The organism is Natronoflexus pectinivorans, assembly GCF_004345615.1.
Lineage (GTDB): Bacteria > Bacteroidota > Bacteroidia > Bacteroidales > Marinilabiliaceae > Natronoflexus > Natronoflexus pectinivorans.
This window is the reverse complement of sequence record NZ_SLWK01000018.1, coordinates 33,603-55,670: the sequence shown is the minus strand read 5'-3', so window position 1 is coordinate 55,670 and position 22,068 is coordinate 33,603. Positions and strand designations below refer to the sequence as shown.

At 39.6% G+C, this 22,068-nt stretch carries 16 protein-coding genes; 10 read left to right on the top strand and 6 right to left on the bottom strand.

What is annotated here, in order from left to right; translation table 11 throughout:
- Nucleotides 1–449 precede the first annotated feature (449 nt).
- Nucleotides 450–2,879 carry a bifunctional aspartate kinase/homoserine dehydrogenase I gene (thrA, locus tag EV194_RS15755; protein ID WP_132435328.1) on the top strand — a complete coding sequence of 810 codons (2,430 nt, stop codon included), beginning with the start codon at nucleotides 450–452 and terminating at the stop codon, nucleotides 2,877–2,879.
- A gap of 91 nt (nucleotides 2,880–2,970) precedes the next feature.
- On the opposite strand, the gene EV194_RS15750 is transcribed toward thrA, so the two are convergent.
- From EV194_RS15750 to EV194_RS15730, 5 genes are all read right to left on the bottom strand, one after another.
- Complete coding sequence (locus tag EV194_RS15750) at nucleotides 2,971–3,726, bottom strand: GIN domain-containing protein (RefSeq protein WP_132435326.1); 756 nt, start codon at nucleotides 3,724–3,726, stop codon at nucleotides 2,971–2,973.
- A 114-nt stretch (nucleotides 3,727–3,840) separates the two neighbouring features.
- Complete coding sequence (locus tag EV194_RS15745; RefSeq protein WP_132435324.1) at nucleotides 3,841–4,911, bottom strand: acyloxyacyl hydrolase; 1,071 nt, start codon at nucleotides 4,909–4,911, stop codon at nucleotides 3,841–3,843.
- A 183-nt stretch (nucleotides 4,912–5,094) separates the two neighbouring features.
- Nucleotides 5,095–6,987, bottom strand: coding sequence for a biosynthetic arginine decarboxylase (gene speA / locus EV194_RS15740; RefSeq protein ID WP_132435322.1), 1,893 nt, complete (start codon nucleotides 6,985–6,987; stop codon nucleotides 5,095–5,097).
- A 92-nt stretch (nucleotides 6,988–7,079) separates the two neighbouring features.
- Nucleotides 7,080–8,078, bottom strand: coding sequence for a glycoside hydrolase family 5 protein (locus EV194_RS15735; RefSeq protein ID WP_132435320.1), 999 nt, complete (start codon nucleotides 8,076–8,078; stop codon nucleotides 7,080–7,082).
- A gap of 18 nt (nucleotides 8,079–8,096) precedes the next feature.
- A complete protein-coding gene (locus EV194_RS15730) occupies nucleotides 8,097–8,666 on the bottom strand; it encodes a hypothetical protein (RefSeq protein ID WP_132435318.1) in 570 nt (189 codons plus the stop codon).
- A gap of 574 nt (nucleotides 8,667–9,240) precedes the next feature.
- Between EV194_RS15730 and EV194_RS15725 the strand changes: the two genes are divergently transcribed.
- The 6 genes from EV194_RS15725 (at nucleotide 9,241) to EV194_RS15700 (ending at nucleotide 18,190) form a co-directional block, all read left to right on the top strand.
- The gene (locus EV194_RS15725) at nucleotides 9,241–11,595 is read left to right on the top strand and encodes a glycoside hydrolase family 2 TIM barrel-domain containing protein (protein ID WP_132435316.1); all 2,355 of its coding nucleotides are present in this window, start codon (nucleotides 9,241–9,243) and stop codon (nucleotides 11,593–11,595) included.
- A 12-nt stretch (nucleotides 11,596–11,607) separates the two neighbouring features.
- Nucleotides 11,608–13,002 (top strand): glycoside hydrolase family 88/105 protein, encoded by a 1,395-nt coding sequence (locus tag EV194_RS15720; RefSeq protein ID WP_132435314.1) that lies wholly within the window; start codon nucleotides 11,608–11,610, stop codon nucleotides 13,000–13,002.
- A gap of 330 nt (nucleotides 13,003–13,332) precedes the next feature.
- Entirely contained in the window at nucleotides 13,333–14,565 is a 1,233-nt protein-coding gene (locus EV194_RS15715) for a DEAD/DEAH box helicase (RefSeq protein WP_132435312.1), read from the top strand.
- Between the two features lie 160 nt (nucleotides 14,566–14,725).
- A complete protein-coding gene (locus tag EV194_RS15710) occupies nucleotides 14,726–15,316 on the top strand; it encodes a hypothetical protein (RefSeq protein ID WP_132435310.1) in 591 nt (196 codons plus the stop codon).
- Nucleotides 15,317–15,659: 343 nt separating this feature from the next.
- Nucleotides 15,660–16,400, top strand: a complete 741-nt coding sequence (locus EV194_RS15705; RefSeq protein WP_132435308.1) for an SDR family NAD(P)-dependent oxidoreductase — start codon at nucleotides 15,660–15,662, stop codon at nucleotides 16,398–16,400.
- 56 nt (nucleotides 16,401–16,456) lie between these two features.
- On the top strand, nucleotides 16,457–18,190 hold the full coding sequence (locus EV194_RS15700) for a cellulase family glycosylhydrolase (RefSeq protein ID WP_132435306.1): 1,734 nt from the start codon (nucleotides 16,457–16,459) through the stop codon (nucleotides 18,188–18,190).
- A gap of 32 nt (nucleotides 18,191–18,222) precedes the next feature.
- Here the strand turns inward: EV194_RS15700 and EV194_RS15695 are convergent, their stop codons facing one another.
- Entirely contained in the window at nucleotides 18,223–18,804 is a 582-nt protein-coding gene (locus EV194_RS15695) for a thioredoxin family protein (RefSeq protein ID WP_132435304.1), read from the bottom strand.
- Between the two features lie 208 nt (nucleotides 18,805–19,012).
- Here EV194_RS15695 and hemF point away from each other — a divergent pair, with 208 nt between their 5' ends.
- From hemF to EV194_RS15680, 3 genes are all read left to right on the top strand, one after another.
- Nucleotides 19,013–19,909: an oxygen-dependent coproporphyrinogen oxidase gene (gene hemF, locus EV194_RS15690; protein ID WP_132435302.1), complete on the top strand. Its 897-nt coding sequence runs from the start codon at nucleotides 19,013–19,015 to the stop codon at nucleotides 19,907–19,909.
- Nucleotides 19,910–19,918: 9 nt separating this feature from the next.
- The gene (hemH, locus tag EV194_RS15685) at nucleotides 19,919–20,938 is read left to right on the top strand and encodes a ferrochelatase (protein WP_132435300.1); all 1,020 of its coding nucleotides are present in this window, start codon (nucleotides 19,919–19,921) and stop codon (nucleotides 20,936–20,938) included.
- A 143-nt stretch (nucleotides 20,939–21,081) separates the two neighbouring features.
- A complete protein-coding gene (locus EV194_RS15680) occupies nucleotides 21,082–21,801 on the top strand; it encodes a pirin family protein (RefSeq protein ID WP_132435298.1) in 720 nt (239 codons plus the stop codon).
- Nucleotides 21,802–22,068: the final 267 nt, after the last annotated feature.

The window sequence follows — 22,068 nt, the reverse complement described above, 5'->3', positions numbered from 1 at the left end:
GTGTAGGTTAAATAGTTGATTAAAACAAATTAATAAATAACAGAACGTTTTTTGTTATTATGTTAATCTAGTTATCTGAATTTTAAATATTTCTGACAAAATAAATGAGCATGCAATTGTAATTAGTTTGCACTAACAATAATTTATACTAATTAACAGTTAAATTGTTACACTTTTTCAATAAAAAAACAATTCGATTCTAATGTTTTTGAAAATCGAAAGATTATGTTAATTTAAATCGGTGCGAATCCCCAATAAACCTTGTGTGGTTTATTATTTTGTGTATTTTTGTGTGACGTGAAGAGTATCGTCACATAAATAGTCAATTATACCTTTAGAGGTTTATTTGTATTTTTAATAAGTCGCATTCCCGTTTTTTATACATGCAAAAGTATAATTTATAGGTAATCGGCAAAACTTTATAATGAATTTTTAACGAATATTTCTATATGCAGGTTTTAAAATTTGGAGGAACTTCAGTTGGTAGTGCTGAAAATATTCAAAAAGTAAAAGAGATCGTTTCGTCTGTTCAAGGACAGAAGGTTGTAGTTGTTTCAGCTGTTGGTGGCATCACCGATCGGTTAATTTCTATGGCGCGAACGGCAGAATCTGGAGATAGAACCTGCTTTGAAAATCTTCAGTCAATCATAGATGATCATTTTGAAATCATTGATAAACTTTTTCAACCAATTGAAAAGGATGAGGTAATTAAGTTGATTGAACCTGATATTGAGGAACTAAAAATAATCATTAAAGGCGTTTATCTGATTCGTGAGTTAAGTCGAAAAAGTTTCGAGAATTTATCGGGAATGGGGGAGCGCTTATCATCAAAAATCATCGCCCGATATATTGGTGCCAATTGGTTTGATAGTCGTCATTATATAAAAACCAATTACGAGTTTGGTCGTAATCAGGTTCTAATTGACGAAACACAGAAGCTTTTGTCAGAAGTTAAGCTGGAAATGGGCAATTGTTCCCTTTTTCCGGGGTTTATCAGCAGTAACCAAAAAAGTGAAAATACCACATTGGGACGAGGCGGAAGCGATTACACAGCAGCCTTATTGGCTGCTGCTTTTGATGCCGACAACCTTCAAATATGGACTGATGTGGATGGCTTTATGACGGCCGATCCCAGGGTTATCAGTCGTGCTTATTGTATAGATAAATTGAGCTATGCCGAGGCCATGGAGCTTTCACATTTTGGTGCTAAAGTTATTTATCCGCCAACCATAATACCGGCCTTCCAGAACAGCATTCCCATATGGATTAAGAACACATTTAATCCGAGTGCACCGGGTACTTTGATTAACAACGAGAAAGTCGACATAAAGGAACGGCAAATTAAAGGGATCTCCTCCATTAAAGAAGTTTCGTTGTTAACGCTGCAAGGGATTGGAATGGTAGGAGTTACCGGCATTTCTATGCGAATGTTTACGGCGTTGGCTGCCAATGATGTAAATATTATTCTTATATCTCAGGCATCATCGGAGAACAGCATCAGCGTGGTTATAGGCGGCGATCAGGCCTCAATTGCCCGTGAGGCAATTGAATATGAATTTAGAAGAGAAATTGCTCAAAATCATATCAGTCCGGTTACCATTGATGATAAAATGGCCGTTGTGGCCATTGTTGGTGAAAATATGAAACACACCACCGGGATTGCCGGACAATTATTTAACAGTGTTGGTAAAAATGGCGTTAATATTTACGCCATTGCGCAGGGTGCCTCTGAGTTGAATATATCTTTCGTTATCAAAGAGAAGGATATACGTAAGGCATTGAACGTTATTCACGAGGCGTTTTTCCTCTCTGATTACTCTCGTCTGAATCTGTTTCTTGCCGGAAAAGGAACTGTTGGTAGCAAGTTGCTTCATAAAGTTGTCTCGCAGGCGCGCAAACTGAAAGAGGAGAACAACCTGATGATTCGGTTGGTTGGAGTTGCCGGAAGTCGAAATATGCTTTTGGAACGTGAAGGTCTTAATGCCGCCACAGTTATTGAAGATCTTGATAAAATTGGAGAAGCATGTACCATTGAGTCTTTTCGCGACCGCATCATCGAAATGAATGTGGCAAACAGTGTCTTTGTAGATTGCACCGCCAGTGAGGAGGTCGCATCGGTATACCAGTCGCTGCTTGATGCCAACGTATCGGTTGTAACTGCCAATAAAATTGCCAGTTCATCTTCTTATGCAGCATATAGTAAATTAAAGGCCACAGCGCGCGAAAAAGGCGTTAAGTTCTTTTTTGAAACCAACGTGGGAGCGGGATTACCTGTTATTGCCCCAATCAATGATTTGGTTAAGAGTGGTGATAAAATTGAGAGATTAGAAGCAGTTTTATCAGGGACTCTAAATTTCATTGTGAATACCCTTTCGGAGGAAAATCCCCTTTCAGAAGTCATCGCAGAAGCTAAAGCCAAAGGCTTTAGCGAACCCGATCCCCGTGTTGATTTAAGTGGAACCGATGTGGTGCGCAAGCTTCTTATCCTTGCACGCGAATCAGGTTATGTTCTCGAACAGGAAGATGTGGAAGTTGAACCTTTTGTTCCTGCTGAATATCTGGATTTGCCTTCTTTGGATGCTTTTATGGACAAGGTGAAAGATTTAAATCCTGTGTTTGAAAACCAGAGGAAAAAGCTGGCTTCTGAAGGAAAGCGCCTCCGCTACGCTGCGCGCTTGTCAGAAGGTAAAGCAAAAGTGGGATTAATTGAAGTAGATAGTAAACACCCGTTTTACGACTTGGAAGGCAGCAACAACATCATTCTTGTTTGGTCCGAAAACTACAATGAGCATCCCCTGCAGGTAAAAGGGTACGGAGCTGGTGCAGATGTTACAGCGGCGGGCGTGTTTGCCGATATCATTAAAGTGGCAAATGTGTAATAGAGAAATCCAGAATCTAGAATTTTAGATTCTAGATGATTAGAGACTGTTTAAATCGAAATTGAATCCTGTTGAGATTTTATTTAAACTTTTATTCAGTAACCTGTACAACAATTCCGGATGGACGTAAAGTTGATGTTTCATCCTGTTTGAACTGAACTTCCGGGTTGCCGGAATAGTAAACATTCCCTGAAGAAAAAATGGTCACATCAAGTGTTTCTGTAGAGTTTACAAAACAGTTGCCAAAGGACAAATGACGTATGTTGGTTGTTCCTGTTTTCAGGTCGGATGCGTTGATGTTGGTTCCGCCTTCTATGTGGTAGTATGCTTTATTTGCAACGCCTGTTAATTGATGCGTCGTCTTTGTACCACGTCCATAAACATTGAATCGAAAAAGGTTACCTTTAAGTTTCAATTGACTAGTGGTATATGTTCCTCTTCCGTTAATGGATATGTAGAGATTTTCAAATTTCAACGAGTCACGGTTGGCAAGTCGGCTCGGAGCATTTATGGTTAATCGCCTGAAATCAGGTGAATAGATTAAAATATCTGGCAGTTTGTCCTGTTGAAGCCGAAAAGGATTGGTATGTGTGATGTTTAGTTTGTTATCGGATGTATCAATTTCATAGCCCCTGGCTATGAAATCCATTCCCGTTATTTTGATCTTATAATCTTCGCTGTTTACCAGAACAATTGAGGATGAGGCGTTAACTTCAATTTGCCCTGATCCATTCCATGGAATTTCCATGGTAATTTCTTCTCCTGTTCTTTTCAGGTCGGTGATGTAATCACAGGCCGAAATAATAAGTATTGTAAAGAGAATGAATGAAATGACAGTTTTTTGCACGATATATATATGTTTGTTATTTGTCCTTTCAATGATTATCCCCCAGCAACTATAAACTAAAAACCCTAAACCCTCTTAACCTTCCCACCTTTTCACCTTTTCACCTTCCCCAACCTAATACCTAAATCTATATCCCAAGCCAAATTCGATGAACTCTGCCGTGAAAAAGTTGGCCTTTATACCAAAATGCCCCAGTAGGTTTTCATAAATCATTTGCCTGATGCCCAAACGTGCATACACTGGTTGGCGAGGTTCTGTTTTATAATGCACATAAGCACCTGCAGTAATATAAAGTGCCGTAGTTCCGAGGTGCGATTCCATGGTTCCGGTAATTCCGGTGTAAAAATAGTCAGAAAATCCATATTCCGCATTAAAATCCATATCCTCTAATTTAATGAAGGCCAAAGGCGCTCCGCCGTATCTAATAAAATCCAGTCCCAATCCATATGCTTTGGCTTCAGTTTGATACCACAAATGTGTAAAAGTCAAACTGCCCGACCAATGTATATCCGGAGGATATGGCGCGGCCTGATTGCGTCCTGCACTCAGTGTTCCGACAATTTCACGAGCTTTGATTCGAGGTGAGGTTTGTGGAAGAACCCGTGGGTAATCTTGTTCTGACAAATAATAGACTGCACCAAAGGAGATCGCAGCCGTATTGAGTCCGTGATTTGGTTTGCGTGAAGAGCCATTGCTCATATGGTTCAGCGAGAGGGTTGAACGAAGATCAATTCTATCACTGACCGGGTAGGATAGATAAAGCCCCAGACCAATATACGCATTCAGGTATGATCCAAAAATGTTGTTAAACAAGTTTTCCGTTTTGTCATAAGGGGTATCTGCATACCCCAACCCAAGTGCAACCCTGTATCTGGCATTAAAGTTTCCAATGTCGAACAGGTTGGAATTGATGTAAGGATATATGGCATATCCGTTTCCGTAGATATTCGGCTCTCCAAGAGTGCTGAACCAGAAACCGATTCCGGTTTCCGGGTATCCCATTTTACTTTCCCAGATTTGAGAGCCAAATCGTCTTCTGTTTAAATTTATTTCCACTCCACTGGCATAATCACTTATAAAATATGCCATGTTTGAGTGATGAGGTATGATGATTCCGTAATGGTATCTGGCTTCTATTGAGTAGAAAGTGCTGTCACTGTTTGCCTCCGAATTTGATGAGAACAAAGTCCAGATAATTAAAAAAAACGTGACGTTTTTTTTAAGAGTTAATAATTCCCCAATGACTTTTATTAAGTTATCAATCAATTTCTAATTCGATTACTATGTTAAATGTTTGTAGTTTATGGTTGATCGTTTGTAGTTGATTAGTCTATAGTTATTAAGCCCCTAAACCCTAAACCCTAAACCCTACTCCAAATAGGTGTATCCATATAATCCTGATCGGTATGTAGATAAAAACTCTTTACCTTCCTCTGCAGTAATTTTGCCGGTCTTCACCGAACTTGTTACCCAGGTTTCGACAGTTCTAACCAGTTTTTTTGGATTAAACTGAACATACTCCAAAACTTCAGCTACCGTTTCTCCGTCAATAATTTGTTCAATGTTGTATCCATCTTTATCAACACTTACATGAACTGCATTGGTGTCGCCAAACAGATTGTGTAAATCGCCCAGTATTTCTTGATAAGCACCCACAAGAAAAACTCCTATATAATAGGTCTCTTTTGATTTTAGGGGGTGAACGGGCAGGTAATGAGAAATATTTCTGGTAGCTATAAAGTTGTCAATTTTACCATCAGAATCACATGTGATATCTTGTAAAGTGGCGGCGCGGGACGGTTTTTCGTCCAATCGATGAATGGGCATGATGGGGAAAATTTGGTCAATGGCCCAGGAATCAGGCAGCGACTGAAACAACGAAAAGTTGCAGAAATACTTGTCAGACAGGATTCTCGACAGATTTCTGAATTCATCGTTGGGATGCTTCATGGTAGATGCCATTTGGTGAATTTCACCTGCAATAGACCAGAACAAACGTTCAACTCTGGCTCGTGTTACCAAATCAAGAACCCCGAGACTATAACGGTCAAGTGCCTCCTCACGAATCTGAAGCGCATCGTGCCAACTCTCCAACATCCTTGGCTGATTCAGGTTATCCCATAAATCATAAAGTTCTTTCACTAAATCGTGATCCTCTTCGCCCACTTCATCGTCATCTTTCCACATAGGGGGAGAGGTTGCCTCCAATACTTCAAATACCAAAACAGAGTGGTGAGCCGTTAATGAACGTCCGGACTCAGTGATTACATTTGGATGTGGAATTCCCTCCTTATCACTGGCAACAACGAAATGAGAAATGGAGTCGTTTACGTACTCCTGTATGGTATAGTTTACGCTACTTTCACTGATTGAGGAGCGGGTTCCATCATAATCAACGCCCAAACCTCCACCAATATCAACAAAGTCAATTTTAAATCCAAGTTTATGAAGCTGGACGTAAAATTGAGCAGCTTCACGTAGAGCTGTTTTTATTCTGCGAATTTTTGTGACCTGGCTGCCAATATGAAAATGGATTAGTCGCAGACAATCTTCCATTTTGTTCTTTTCAAGGAATTCGCAAGCTTCTAGCAATTCACTTGAAGAGAGACCAAATTTGCTTTTATCGCCTCCCGATTCTTCCCATTTACCGCTTCCACTGCTGGCAAGTTTTATTCTGATTCCGATATTTGGCTTAATTTTCAATCTTTTGGAAATGGACGCAATGAGTTTAAGTTCATTTAGCTTTTCAACTACAATGAATATTCGCTTACCCATTTTTTGAGCCAACAGCGCCAGTTCAATATAGTCTTCGTCCTTGTATCCGTTGCAAATAATTAACGAATTGGTCTCAGTATTGATGGCCAACACAGCATGAAGTTCAGGTTTTGATCCTGCTTCAAGACCTATGTTGAATTTCTTTCCGTGGCTTACAATCTCTTCCACAACCTGACGCATTTGATTTACCTTAATCGGGTAAATCAAAAAGTTTTGAGCTTTGTACTCGTATTCCTCGGCTGCTTTTTTAAAACAGGTGGATATGGTTTCAATCCGGTTATCCAAAATATCCGGAAATCGGATGAGAACAGGGTTGGGGACATCCCGAACCATTAATTCATCCATGAGCTCCTTGAGGTCAACGCCTGCCTGACCTTTTTTAGGGGTTACTATAACATTTCCTTTATCGTTAATGGAAAAGTAATCTACTCCCCAACCGTTGATGTTGTAAAGTTCAGCAGAATCTTCAATACGCCATTTTCTCACTTCTGACCAATGTTTTAAGGTTTATAATATAAAGTGCGAAATAACTACTTTTTTATGAGAAAAGAAACAGATGTTACAATTCAAATTCCTGATTACTTCAATGAAGGTTTTATGGAGGTATTCTTTATTGAATAAGGATGTGTAACAGCAACTTCCAATCCCCAGTCGGTTAAGCCTTTAAACTTGCCTCGCAACTCTCCGCGTGTCATATCCATTTCAGCACAGTCGCCGTTTTCAACGGCTCCCCACGACCAGGCCAGCCAGCCAATGTCGCGTTTCTGGCACTGCTCCATGATGGTTTCATAATCAATGTATCTCGCACAGTTTACACCCATCGGTGCAAATTCTCCAACTATTAAAGGAAGGTTTAGTTCGACAGATTGTTCAATTCCATCAATAATTCGCTGGGTTGAGCCATCTTCAGCAACCCACCACATGTGTACAGAGAAAATCAAATTTGATAGTGGATCATGTTTCAATAAGCCGGGACCTGTCTCCAGAAGAATATCCAAATCCTGGCCCCAACCTGATGCATCAATTACTAATGGACATCGTAACCCGGTTGCACGAATTCTATCAATGGCTAATTCGTAACCCTTTCTAAATGTTTTTGCATCAACATCATGTCCTCCGCATTCGTTGGCAATGTTGAGTAGCAGGTAACGTTCATGTTTCTTCAAAACTTCAACAACTTCAGGCCTTACCCAATAATCTACTTGTTCCTGTAGTTTTTCCCATTTGCCGGTTGCTCCATGCAATTCCGGCATGGGGAACATGCCGGCATCAGCTGTGTTTTGAATGATTTTATCCAGATTCTCTGGTGTAGCATTGATGTTTTCTGAATCCGTTAGCCAAACAATTCTTAAAGTGTTGGAGTTGGTTTTCACAATTTCCGGAATGATGGTGTCTCCAATTAAATCATCACTCCAAATAAACATCTCGTTGACTCCCCGCATAACCAGTTTTTCATGGTTTGCGGTATAAATATGTCTTCCTTTCACATAAACCACATCATCCATCGATGGCGAGCTTGAGTTGCAATTTGTTAATCCCAGCATCGTCACAAGTGAAAAGATCCAACATATTCTCATATGATTTGCTTTTTGGAATTAAAGAGGGTTGCTTAAATTAAATTCTGCTCTGAACACAATCTCGCCTAAATAGCCTAATTCATAGGTCATGGTTGACAAATCATCAGAAAGTATAACGTTCCAAACCCGGTCAAGATCATCGTCCAGAAGATCGTCGGTATATTGATCTGCAGGGAATGATTGTCTGAATGGAGTCCCTGATCCATCCGAATAGCCACCATATAAAGTCAAGTCTTCTGGCGTCCCATCAGGATGTCTGTGATCGTGCCTGAATCGTAATGATCCGTTATCATTAATAAACATCCATGTACGTGAGGTATCATCGTCAATGTGGAACGGAATATGCACTTCATCTGATTCGCAAACTGTGAAAAAGATGACCATTCTTTTATGTGCCCAACTGTCGCGCCCATCCTTGGTGTAAGTTTCTCTTCCTTCAAAAGATTGGCCGCAAAAGGATTTTAGATTGTCGAGGAATTGTTGCTCTGTTTCAGAGAGGCTGTTAGATTGCTGAGAGTCTTGTCCCGGTGAGGTTGAACAAGCAACCAATATCCATGAAAGGGTTATGAGACTTAATACAGTTTTCATTTTTCTTATAATTTAAAGTGTGCAATTGAAGTCAAAGATATACTCTTGTTTACAAATTAAAAGTTTAACGAATTATTAATTGTATTGATTCTAAAATTAATTGCGATGCTAATTTATGCATAATATAAAGTGGATTTTTTTGATAAAAAATCTATCTCTTCCTCTTTGGTTAGATGTTTTCGATGTTCAAAAACTTAAAAATTAGTAATGTTCATGTATGATGATGCTCCACTCAATTATTTTTCGATGCAGAAGGAACCTCTTTAGTTGTCAAAACTGAAGTAAATATCGTATTTTAATGTTTATTTACAAAACAGCAACCTGGGAGCTTTTTATAAATTGGGTAGGCGAAATCATTAGTTCCATTTCGAAAACCAATGAAATTAGTTTTCAAGAGCGTTAAAAACCATCTTAAAAATTGTGTTATCTTGTAAATACATGTATATTTGTGGTTTTTAAATCTTTTGTTGTGTAGGCTTGTCATATTAGGGGGCAGGGCACAATTTAACCAACTCATTATTATTTGTTTTGTTGTTAGCGTCTTTACAAGTTATAATAATTTAATATCTGTGCCATGACCACTATTATCTACAAAAAATGGAAAAGTCTTTTTTCCCTTCTATTGATTTCAATATTTATTATTAGCGGATGTAAGGTTGATGATCATGACTATCCATCTTCTCGCATAACCATTTCATTTAACAATGATTGGATGTTTATGGAAGGAGACCATGAGGGAGCCCAGGCAAGAAGGTTTAATGACCGAAGTTGGAGAGCCCTTAATGTTCCTCATGACTGGAGTATAGAAGGAGAGTTTGATCAGAATAATCCAACCGGAAGAGGAGGGGGGTATTTGCCAAATGGCATTGGCTGGTATAGAAAATCGTTTGATATCCCATCAGCCTTTGAAGGGAGAAGAGTTTTTGTCCACTTTGATGGCCTTATGGCCAATAGTGATGTTTATATTAACGGAGAGCATCTTGGGCACAGGCCGTATGGCTACGTGAGCATGGAGTACGAATTGACCGACTACTTAAGGTATGGCCGATCTAATACCATAGCTGTGCGTTTGGATAATTCAAAACAGCCTGCATCACGATGGTACACAGGTGCCGGAATTTACCGAAATGTCCGTCTGATTGTGAAGAATGATGTGTATATTGATAATTGGGGAACTTTCTTTTCTACACCCGAAGTATCTGAAGAGTCAGCAACAGTGAGAGTGTTAACCACATTGAAAAATAGTTCTGACAGGATCCAACAAGTACATTTAAATACGCTGATCCATAATCCTTCAGGGGAACTTGTTTCAGAAAAAGGAACAGCTTTTGATCTCGCGGCAGGTGAAACTATGGATATTGAACATTTTATAGAAGTTAGGGATCCACAACTGTGGTCTCTTGATTCACCCCAACTTTATACAGGTGTTTCACGGGTGACTATAGATAATGAGTTGCAGGATGACCTTGTAACCAATTTCGGAATAAGATCGTTTCATTTTGAGTCTGCTACCGGATTCTATCTCAATGACGAGAACATCAGAATTAAAGGTGTATGCCTTCACCATGATGCAGGTGCTGTTGGTGCAGCTGTTCCTCTGGCGATTTGGGAAGAAAGATTAAATCAACTTCAATCGATAGGCATTAATGCGATAAGATTATCACATAATCCTTTTGCACCTGAGTTTTTGGAGCTTTGCGATCGTATGGGGTTTATTGTCATGAATGAGAGTTTTGATACTTGGCGTGCGCGCAAAAACCACGGAGATTACGGATATCAACTTCATTTTGATGAATGGTGGGAGGAAGACACTCGTTCCATTGTTCTAAGAGATCGCAATCACCCGTCAATATTTATGTTTAGCATTGGTAACGAAATACGGGATAATCTTGATAATGAACAGGGTTTTGAAACATTTAGGATGCAGTATGATCTTATTCATAAACTAGATGGGACACGCCCTGTTACAATGGGTTTGTTCAGACCAAATCAGGCCAATGTTTATCAGAATGGTTTTGCTGAAATGATGGACATTGTAGGACAAAATTATCGGGAAGAAGAGTTGCTTCAAGCATCAATCGATAATCCACATTGGAAGGTAATTGGTACGGAAAACGGGCATACCCGACAGGCATATCTGATTTGGAGAGATAATCCTGCCATCGCCGGACACTTTCTATGGACAGGATTCGATTATCTTGGCGAAGCTGACTGGCCTGAGGTGTCGCATGATTTTGGCCTTTTTGATCGCGCTGGTTTTACCAAACCACGCACCTACGAAAGAGAAAGTTGGTGGTCTGATAAGCCTATGATCAGAATCTTTAGACGTGAACAACATTTAGGTGAAGGAGGACTTGTGGATGATTGGACACCTACTGATTTTGATACATATGATGAGGCTCATATCGAAATTTATACCAATTGTGATGAAGTGGAATTGATCTTTAATGGTGAATCGCAGGGTATCAGAAAACGTCCTGCCGATCATTCACCCATAAGATATCGACTGACCTTTCAGCCTGGGTCTATAAAAGCAATTGGGCGAATTGATGGAAAAGATGTTGCAATCCATGAGATGCAAACGGCTATGCCTCCTTCTAATATTGCACTATCAGCGTCTAAAAATACATTGAAAAATGATTGGGATGATGTGGCCATCGTTCGTGTTATGCTGACTGATGAAAATGGCGCTCATTCTCCCAATTTCGATCGGCCATTGACTTTTAATGTTTCAGGAAATGGAGAGCTAATTGCGGTAGATAACGGCCAACGGGATAGCCACGAGCCGTTTAAGACCAATGTGAGAAGAACATCCAGAGGACAAGCCATTGCTATTGTGAGAGCTAACGCTGATGTTGGGCAGATTCTTGTGTCTGTGTCTGGTGAAGGTTTGGAAGAGAGCTCCATTGAGATTAATATAAACCAATAAACCTATACGACTATGAGATCTATTGTTTTAAGTGCTTTCTGTCTTTGGATAGCTGTAAGTTGCTCAACAGATACCGAAAAACAACCTGTTTTAACAGACACAACTGCTCCTTTGCATCTTTTGCAGGCCGACCATGGCGTTCCGTATGGTATAATGGCTGAAGAGGATATCATGGATGTTTTATTCAGAGTTCTTGAATATTTAGATAGAACAACACCAAAAACCCTGATTAATAAAAACTCATTATTGCCGGTATCTGACTATACTGAGATAGACAAAGAAACCATTTTTACAAGGGGCGATTACCGTTTGATCAGTTACGAATGGGGTGTAACCTATGGAGGCATGTTGCTGGCTGGTGAAATCACAGGAGATAAGAGATTTACGAACTATTCGGTAAGCCGATTGGAGTTTTTGTCAGAATTATTGCCTTACTTTAAGGAGCTATATGATAATGGGTTTGTTGAAGGTAACCCCATGAGAACCGTCATTGAACCTCGTTCATTGGACGATTCAGGTGCGATGGCTGCTGCTATGATTAAAGCTGTACGAGGAGGGTATACCGATGGACTGGATTGGATGATCCGGAATTATGTGGATTTCATATCCAATGATCAACTCAGGTTGTCAGATGGTACATTGGCGCGACACCGACCGCAGCCATATACTCTCTGGCTTGATGATTTGTTTATGAGCGTGCCTGCTCTGGCTCAAATGGGGGTTTACACAGGCGATGATAAATATTTTGATGATGCAGTATTGCAGGTGAAGAACTTTGCGGATTACATGTTCAACTGGGATAAAGGTTTATACATGCATGGATATGTAACCGGTATGGATGTTCACCCTGAATTCAGATGGGCACGTGCAAACGGCTGGGCAATTATGACCAAGATAGAGCTGCTCGATGTTTTACCGGCATCTCACCCTGGGTATGATTTCGTAGTTAACCTGCTTCAAGCCCATGTTGCCGGATTGGCAGAAGTGCAATCAGGATTTGGGTTCTGGCATCAGTTGCTGGATAGAAGTGATAGTTATCTTGAAACATCAGCCACAGCCATATTTACTTATTCAATGGCTAAAGCAATAAATGAAGGTTGGATTGATGGCTTGGCATACGGACCTGTTGTCTCTTTGGCTTGGAACGCTGTTTCGACCAAAATAAATGCAATGGGACAGGTTGAAGGCACATGTGTTGGAACAGGTATGGCTTTTGATCCTGCTTTTTATTATGCTCGTCCGGTAAATGTTTTTGCTGCACATAGTTATGGGCCAGTTATGCTTGCTGGTGCTGAGATGATTAGGTTGTATCGAGAGCAGAAAACTTCAATGAACGATAGTGCATTTCTGTTTTACGATGATGATGCTGAACTTGGAAGTGACCCGATTTTTTATGTTATACCTTAAATTGTTGAAAATTATTTATTTATATTGATGGTTCTGGATGATGCGTAAATATTACCTATTTGTTTTAAACAGAACAAAACTCAAATATGAGAAGCAAAATAGAGGCTGTTCCCATGGAACAGCCTCTATTTTGTATTAGCCTTGTCAAAGGTATTTGTGATCTTATATATTGCTAAACCCTCTATTCAATCTAATCGATTTTTTGCAATCAATGAATTTCTTTAGCCGATGCAATGATGATGTTTGTAAATTGGTAAAGATAGCAAGTTGTTGCTATCTTTGCTTTCTTTTCATGTTGCTCTAGGCCGACTTTAAAAATATATTCATATCATGAGATTTGATAAATACGATTTCCATCCTCAACTAATTAAAAACCTAGCTGATCAGGGGTTTAAAAAGCCTACCGATATACAGTATAAATCGATTCCACCCATTTTAAAAGGTGAGGATGTTTTGGCGGTTGCGCAAACCGGAACCGGAAAAACTGCAGCTTTTGCCATTCCTGTAATCGAGAGACTTATTCACAGGAAGAGAAGTCTGGCTAATTTTGAAGTGCGATGCATGGTAATGGTTCCAACTCATGAACTAGCGATGCAGGTGGCCGGGGTTTTTGATTCCCTGCTAAAAGGAACCGGACTTAAGGTTCTTCCATTGATTGGAGGGGTTGATCAAACACCACAGATTAATCGTCTGAAAAAAGGTGTTGATATCATGGTTGCCACGCCAGGCCGTATGTTTGATTTGTCAAGTCAGGGTTATCTGGATCTAAAATCGATTGAGATTTTAATTCTTGATGAAGCTGACCACATGCTTGAACTCGGTTTTTATAACGACATGCGTCAACTTTTCAGAAATCTTCCTAAGAATAAGCAAACATTGTTCTTTTCAGCCACGATTGATGAAAATATAAAGGATTTGGCATATGGTTTAGTCAGACATGCGGTGCGAATTCACATCTCACCCAAGAATCCGGTTTCCGGCAAAATTGATCATGCTGTGACTTATGTGGAGATGGATCATAAACGGTTTTTTCTGGAGAGAATCATCAGAGAGCATCCCGATAGTAAAATATTGGTTTTTGTACGTACAAAAGTTCGTGCAGAACGTGTTCTTAAAGCGATGGAGCGGGTTGGACTCTCCTCTGAAACCATTCACAGCGATAAGGATCAGAAGAACCGTAACAGTGCTATGAGTAATTTCCGGGAAGGAATTAATAAGGTTTTGATAGCTACCGATGTTAGTGCCAGAGGGGTTGATATCCCTAATGTTGAGATTGTAGTAAATTATGATTTGCCTGAGATTCCGGAGAATTATGTTCATAGAGTTGGACGAACAGGCCGGGGCGTAAATCGAGGAAAGGCTGTTTCATTTTGTAGCGATGAGGAACGTGAAATTTTGGAGCAAATTGAAGAGTTTTTAACAAATCCGATTGCCGTAATTAATATGAATCCTGAAGAGTATGAAAAATCGATAGATTTTTCTCCTGCAGCTACACATGACTGGAAATCATTGATTGATGAGGATCTTGATAAAGGAAAGAAAAAGATTAAAAAACGCAGATAATAATACCTGATTTAATTGCCTTTTGAATTAAAAAATCATAAATTTATTAAAAATAAAGCACTGTTTTTTGAAACGATAATCTCTTGAGTTGCGTACAATTTAATAAAGGATGACACATGATACATTAAAACGTTAAATGCTTCATAAAACAGTCTCCTTTATGACTTTTATAGTCTGGAACGGGAACCCTGTGTTCGAAGTAGTTTTAATTTTAACTGGAGGAACGGTCATGAAAACGAAAACATTAGTATTCAGGTTTCTTGCTGGACTTCTGGTGGTAGCGTTGATTAACATTCAAGGGATTTCCCAGGAGAAAGAAAAGTTAACTGACATTGGAACCATTTGTATTCTTATAAGCTCTGCTTATAGCCAACCAGTTTTAATTGAGAACTTTTCTTTTCTTGAGGATTGGATGATTAATGATAATTTCGTTGCCGGAAATCAGGAGATGAAGTTTATATTAGAGCCATGGATGTTGGACATCGAGAGGAATAATGAAATTGTAGAAGAATTGAACATGGTTTCTGATTGGATGCTGGAAATTGGGTTCGATGTTATGATTGATGAAACTGAGGGTTTGTTTGATTGGATGATTGAATTTGAGCAGTTTGTGATAGATGAGTTGTTGATCCAGACCATCGATTACCCTAAGTTGGAGCAGTGGATGTATGATGAATTTTTCTCTCTGGACGAATGGACAGCCGGAGATGAGGTGGAAGAGTGGATGCTTAAGTGTTTTAGTTTGAACTAATAGTTAGATTAGAAATTTGAATAAAAAAGAGTTGCTATTCGGCAACTCTTTTTTTTGTGACTTATATCAATGCAATATTCTATATTATTTTACATTGCTGTCCATCTAAGATTTTTTTAAAATGATATTCATATAATAGATTTCTCGCTTCGCTCGAAATGACAAGCTGTTGCGTGGTGAGAGGTGAAGGGTTTATTGCGGCTTCGCCGCAATAAACCCTTCACCCGCCTTGACCTCCTGAAGGTTTTGTCATTTCGATCAGAGCGAGAAATCTAAATTAATTAGCGGTCAGCAGTGATTATTTTAATATATTTGTATTCATATTGTTTAAAATACACTAAGCATGGCAGTAATTGATCTTTCTAAGAAACAAGTGATTGTTACAGGCGGCTGTAATGGAATTGGGAAAGAGATTGTAAATCAATTTCTTGTAAGTGGGGCATTTGTCCATATCGTTGATGTTGACCTGGAAAAGGGAAAGGAAATGATGAAGTTGAACAAAATGGTTCAATTTCATCAATTTGATGTTTCAGCTCCGGAGCATATATCAGATTTTTTTCAGCAACTTCGCGATGAATCTGTTCAGCCCGATATATTGGTAAACAATGCTGGCATAAGTCGTTTTAAAAAATTAATGGAGTGTGATAACAGTTTTTGGGATGAAGTGATTAATACCAATTTACGGGCACCTTTCATCTTTTCCCGGGAATTTGCAAAGATGCATAAGGCCATAAGTTATGGACGAATCATTAATATAGCTTCAACGCGATTTGTTCAGTCAGAGCCCGATAGCGAAGCATATGGCGCGTCCAAAGGAGGATTGGTATCATTAACGCATGCACTTGCTGCCTCCCTCTCCGGATCTGGAATTACAGTTAACTGTATCTCTCCCGGTTGGATTAATACAAACGAAAAAGCTTCATTTCCTGATGTCGATCATTTACAACATTTTTCCGGGCGAATAGGAAGACCATCGGATGTTGCAAATATTGTTCTGTTTTTATGTGACCCTCAAAATGATTTCATCAACGGTGAAGAGATTCGCGCAGATGGCGGCATGACGCGAAAGATGATTTATTTATAGCTGACAATATTATGTAGAGTTTTAAAACATATTTATTCAATAAATACCAAACCACTATGAAACAAAAATTACTATTACTTACTATTTGTGCAAGTTTATCACTTGCTGTTTTTTCACAAACCCGACAGCCCGCTTTTGACATGAATGAACGCCTGGGGCGTGGAATGAACATGGGGAATACATTTGAAGCTCCCTCAGAAACGGCTTGGAGCAATCCCTGGCAGCCTGAATATTTTGAGATGATGGCAGAGTTAGGATTCGATCATGTTCGAATCCCCATCAGATGGGAAACTGAAGCTAGAAGTATGGATGAATATCCATACACCATCACCGCTTCATTTATGAACAGAATTCAGGAGGTGGTCGATAACGCCATCGAGAATGGTCTCATAGCCATCATCAATATGCATCATCATGAATTGTTGTTGGCAAACCCGAGTGAGCAATATGATCGATTTATTGCACAATGGGTACAAATTGCTGAATTTTTCAAGGATTATCCGGATGAATTTCTGCTTTTTGAGGTTCTAAACGAGCCACATCAGGCCATTACTCCACAAATGTGGAATGACATGTTCGCCGATGCTCTGGAAGTAATTCGAGAAACAAACCCAACACGTGTCGTTTTAATGGGAACTGCCGAGTTTGGCGGTTTAAGTGGAGTGAGGCACATTGAATTACCCGAAGATGATTATTTAATATTATCTGTTCACTACTACAATCCGTTTCAATTTACCCACCAGGGGGCAGATTGGGTTGAGGGTGATTCTGATGAATGGTTGGGAACCGAATGGTACGACACCATTGAAGAACGCAATTATATCATTAACGAATTCAATTATACTCTTCAGTTTTCTATTGATAATGATGTGCCCATACATGTAGGAGAGTTTGGCGTTTACAGTAAAGCTGATATGGCATCCCGTGCTCGCTGGACCACTTTTGTTGCCAGATGGTTTGAAGAGCAGGGTTTTAGCTGGGCTTATTGGGAGTTCAGTTCTAGCTTTGGAATTTATAATCGAAATACCGGGAACTATTATTCTGAGTTGGTTGATGCATTGTTAAACAATCCAATGCCAGAACCAACTTCATTAAATAGTAACACTATTTATGAAAGTGACTTTTCAGAGGGAGCAGATGGCTGGTTGTTTCAGTTGGCAGGTGTTGCTGAGGGTACAATGAATGTCGACAATGATCAACTTGAGATTGAAATTACCAACGGGAGTACTTTAGGCTGGCATGCCCAGTTAATTCGACCCGATATCCCTCTTGAAAAGGGGAAGTTATACCGATTTTCATTTTATGCATCTGCTTCTTTCTCCGGAAATTCAACGGTTTACATGGGGAGGAATGCGCCTGAGTGGGATGCATACAGCGATCATTTTGGGGTTCAGTTTACATCAGAGTTGCAAAATTATTCCTATAGCTTTACCATGAACGCCGATTCCGATCCCGAAGCACGTATGGCTTTTGACTTGGGAGGGAATACTGGCTTATTTGTTTTGCGTGATGTTAAGGTGGAGGAGGTTCTATTGCCTTCGAGTACCAATGAGGAGTCTGCTTCTTTACAATCCGTATATCCAAATCCTGTAAGAGACAGACTGTATGTTAGAAGCAATCAGATCATCTCCCGCATAGTAGTTTACTCCATTTCCGGTGTGCAGCATTTCTCCAGTGATTTTAATAGCTCTGAAGCTGAAATTTCATTTTCGGAGTATCCTTCAGGTTATTATCTGGTTAAAGTGATGGATGTTTATGGTAACATTCAAATTCATAAAGTCCTGAAGTAGTAACTTGTTTTATTGGCCTGTAAACCTGTGACCTATACAAGGTCACAGGCTTCTGCAGGCATCCAATGCTTATCTTGTCCGTCCCATTTTACATTACAGCCAATGGGATTTGTTTTAGAATAAGGTGGCTTTTTGCCTGATGTCAAAGCACCCAACACCAACTCTAAGGTGTTTTCAGTCATTTTAGAAGTATCTCTGGGAGAATCAACACCTCTTCCAGTGTAAACCAATTCACGATTTTCATTAAAAATATAAAAATGGGGAGTTCGCAGCGCTCCATATTTCAATGCAATTTCCTGCGATTCATCGTGAAGGTAGATCCATGGAAATTTGAACTCGTCCATTCGTTTTACCATGTTTGGAAAACTGTCCTCTTCGTATGTGTTTTTACTGTTGGAATTAATGCCAACAAATTTTACTCCTTTGCTGATGAATTTCTGCGCTGTTTCGCGGGTTACTTCATCACTTCCAACAACATATGGGCAATGGTTGCAAGTAAAGAAGACCACCAACCAGGGAGTTCCTTCGAAACTGCTGAGTGAATAAGTAAGTCCATCGGTTGCAGGAAGGTTAAATTCGGGGGCTTTTTGCCCTAAGTCTAATGTAAATGCCATAATTCAATGTGTTTTTTGGATTAATTTGTCCTGTTTATTAAACAACCTCCCTAGAAAAAGGTTTTATTAAACATTAACTGTGATGCAGTAAAAGCCTGAAAGGCTTTAATATTAATAACCACGGGGAAATCCATGGTAGTAAGGCATTATCCACCCAACTCTGAAAGGATTAAATAAATTGGGTTTAATTTTATATCATTACCACTAAATGGAAACTTTTAAGGAACAGTTTATAGAATTTATTCATAATTTGCAGGATTCAATTTGTGAGGATGTAGAAAAGTCCGATGGACTTTCTCTTTTCCAAGAAGATAGATGGGAGAGGGAAGGAGGCGGTGGTGGTCGTACCCGAATCATTTCCAATGGGAAAGTGTTTGAAAAAGGAGGCGTGAATACTTCTGTTGTTTTCGGGCATTTACCCGAAAACATGATGAAATACCTTGAAACACCTCACAGCCGTTTTTTTGCATGTGGATTATCACTGGTGCTTCATCCTTTAAATCCTTATGTGCCAACAGTTCACGCCAATTATAGATATTTTGAATTATATGATGAAGAAGGTAACCCGGTTGATTTTTGGTTTGGTGGAGGTAGCGATCTGACCCCTTATTATTTTTTTCAGGAAGATCGAGATCATTTTCATCATGTTCAGAAAGAGGTTTGTGACCGTTTTGACCACAGCCTCTATGCTAAATTTAGTCAACGTTGCGATGAGTATTTTTATAATTCACACAGAGGTGAGACCCGTGGAGTGGGAGGTACATTCTATGATTATTTGCGCCCCAAAGGGGTACAAAACGGCAAGTTTTGGTTTGAATTAGTCACAGCTCTTGGTCATTCTTTTATAAAGTCATACATTCCCATTGTTGAGAAGCGAAAAAGTATGGAATATGGAGAAAGAGAAAGATACTGGCAGGAGATCAGACGGGGTAGATATGTTGAATTTAACCTTTTACACGACAAGGGGACTTTATTTGGTTTAAAAACCAAAGGGAGAACTGAATCGATTTTGATGAGCTTGCCTCCACGGGTGCGATGGGATTATGGTTTCACTCCCCAATCGGGAAGCAAAGAGGCCGAAATGTTAAATATATTGCAAAAATAGAACTGTTATATGGCAAAAAAAGTGATTTTACTAACCAATTTAGGTTCGCCCGATTCAACATCAGTGAAGGATGTGCGACGATATCTGAATGAATTTTTAATGGACGAACGGGTCATTGATCTTCCATATCTGGGACGATTATTGTTGGTAAGAGGTATTATTACCCCTTTTCGTGCACCCAAAAGCGCTGCAAAGTATAAAACAATTTGGACTGACGAAGGTTCGCCATTAATTGTTATCACCAATGAGTTGGCAGAAAAGGTAGAGAAAAAATCCGGGTTGTCGGTTTATGTTTGTATGCGATATGCAAATCCCACACCTGCTTCTGCATTTAGGCAAATTATTTCTGAACATCCCGATGTAGAAGAGGTGGTTCTGTTTCCGCTCTATCCGCATTATGCCATGAGCAGTTACGAAACGGCAGTTGAACACGTGAAAAATGCGCACAGCATTGGGGAGTATGACTTTAAATTGAATGTTGTGGCTCCCTATTACAATCATAATGGATACACAGATGCATTGGTTGAAACCCTTAGGCCGTATTTGGAAAATGGGAAATATGACAGAATTCTCTTCAGCTACCACGGTATTCCTGAGCGTCACATTTTTAAAACCGACCCAACCGGTTCGCATTGTCTGAAAACAGAGAATTGCTGCTCTGCTGAATCTCCGGCTCATGAAAAATGCTATCGCCACCAGGTGTTGGAAACCACCAGGTTGGTGGCAGAAAAACTGAACTTAGCTGAATCGGATTATCTTGTTTCATTTCAATCACGACTTGGTACCGATAAATGGCTCACACCTGCTACCTCTGATGTGTTAAAGGAACTTCCATCGAAAGGTGTAAAAAAACTTCTGGTTATCAGCCCTGCTTTTGTTAGCGATTGCCTTGAAACCCTGGAAGAAATTCATGAAGAGGGACGCGAAACTTTCATTGAGTCCGGCGGCGAACTTTATGATACGGTTCCTTGTTTAAATAGCAACGATGATTGGGTGGAGACAATTGTTGATTTGGTGGATAATGTTTGATGTTCAAAGTTTAATGTTTGATGTTCAAAGTTTAATGTTTGATGTTCAAAGTTTAATGTTTAATGTTCAAGGTTTAAAATTAGCTATACAAAAGAACTTAGAACTTAAAACCTAAAACCTATATCTTAAAAAAACGAAAAGAGATGAGTAAAACTGTATTGCATAGAGCTGAAACGAGGGGTGATGCCAACCATGGATGGTTACACAGTAAACATACTTTTAGTTTTGGCGATTATTACAATCCTGAGCGCACCCAATTCGGAGTGCTTCGTGTTTTGAACGACGACTATGTGGCTCCGGGGAAAGGGTTTGGAACTCATCCACATAATAACATGGAGATTATTTCCATCCCTTTGGAAGGAGATTTGGAACACAAAGACAGTATGGGCAATACTTCGGTAATCCGAAAGGGCGATATACAGGTGATGAGTGCCGGAACAGGTGTCACGCACAGTGAATACAATAGCAACAGCGATCGTCCTGTGAAATTCCTGCAGATATGGATTTTCCCCAGAGAGAAGGGTCTGACTCCTCGTTATGATCAAATTAAATTAGATGATGCAGCCATGGAGAATAATCTTATGCAGATTCTTTCACCCAATAGTGACGATGCCGGCGTGTGGATCCATCAGGATGCCTGGTTTCACATGGGGCGACTAAAAGGTGATTATTCTTCAAGTTATAAATTGAAGAAACAGGGCAATGGTGTTTACCTTTTTGTTTTGAGTGGTGATGTTGAGGTAGAGAACATAGAACTTCATGAGCGCGACGGACTTGGTGTCTGGGACAGTGATGAGGTGTCGATATTGGTTAAATCAGATAGAGCCGAAATCCTTGTCATGGAAGTTCCGATGGGGGATTAAATGATCCCCATCGAAATTTCTTTAGCTATTATTCAATTATTTTGTAAACTAAAATAACTGGATCTCAGTTAATGGTTAATCCATATTTTTTTAGTTCGCTTTCAGACATCTGATATGGATGCTGAAAGGAATACAATTTCCCTTGACTCATACTCACTGGGTATTGAAACATCCGATCTGGATCATCAAAAAGTATTGCGGATTTGGTTTTAGCACTATAACTAGTCCCGATGTTTCGGGACTAGTTCTGCTAAGACATCGAGAACA

Coding starts and splice junctions, on each gene's coding strand:
- thrA (WP_132435328.1), top strand. CDS start 450: ATGCAGGTTTTAAAATTTGGAGGAACTTCAGTTGGTAGTGCTGAAAAT.
- EV194_RS15735 (WP_132435320.1), bottom strand. CDS start 8,078: ATGAGAATATGTTGGATCTTTTCACTTGTGACGATGCTGGGATTAACA.
- EV194_RS15730 (WP_132435318.1), bottom strand. CDS start 8,666: ATGAAAACTGTATTAAGTCTCATAACCCTTTCATGGATATTGGTTGCT.
- EV194_RS15725 (WP_132435316.1), top strand. CDS start 9,241: ATGACCACTATTATCTACAAAAAATGGAAAAGTCTTTTTTCCCTTCTA.
- EV194_RS15720 (WP_132435314.1), top strand. CDS start 11,608: ATGAGATCTATTGTTTTAAGTGCTTTCTGTCTTTGGATAGCTGTAAGT.
- EV194_RS15715 (WP_132435312.1), top strand. CDS start 13,333: ATGAGATTTGATAAATACGATTTCCATCCTCAACTAATTAAAAACCTA.
- EV194_RS15710 (WP_132435310.1), top strand. CDS start 14,726: ATGACTTTTATAGTCTGGAACGGGAACCCTGTGTTCGAAGTAGTTTTA.
- EV194_RS15705 (WP_132435308.1), top strand. CDS start 15,660: ATGGCAGTAATTGATCTTTCTAAGAAACAAGTGATTGTTACAGGCGGC.
- EV194_RS15700 (WP_132435306.1), top strand. CDS start 16,457: ATGAAACAAAAATTACTATTACTTACTATTTGTGCAAGTTTATCACTT.
- EV194_RS15695 (WP_132435304.1), bottom strand. CDS start 18,804: ATGGCATTTACATTAGACTTAGGGCAAAAAGCCCCCGAATTTAACCTT.
- hemF (WP_132435302.1), top strand. CDS start 19,013: ATGGAAACTTTTAAGGAACAGTTTATAGAATTTATTCATAATTTGCAG.
- hemH (WP_132435300.1), top strand. CDS start 19,919: ATGGCAAAAAAAGTGATTTTACTAACCAATTTAGGTTCGCCCGATTCA.
- EV194_RS15680 (WP_132435298.1), top strand. CDS start 21,082: ATGAGTAAAACTGTATTGCATAGAGCTGAAACGAGGGGTGATGCCAAC.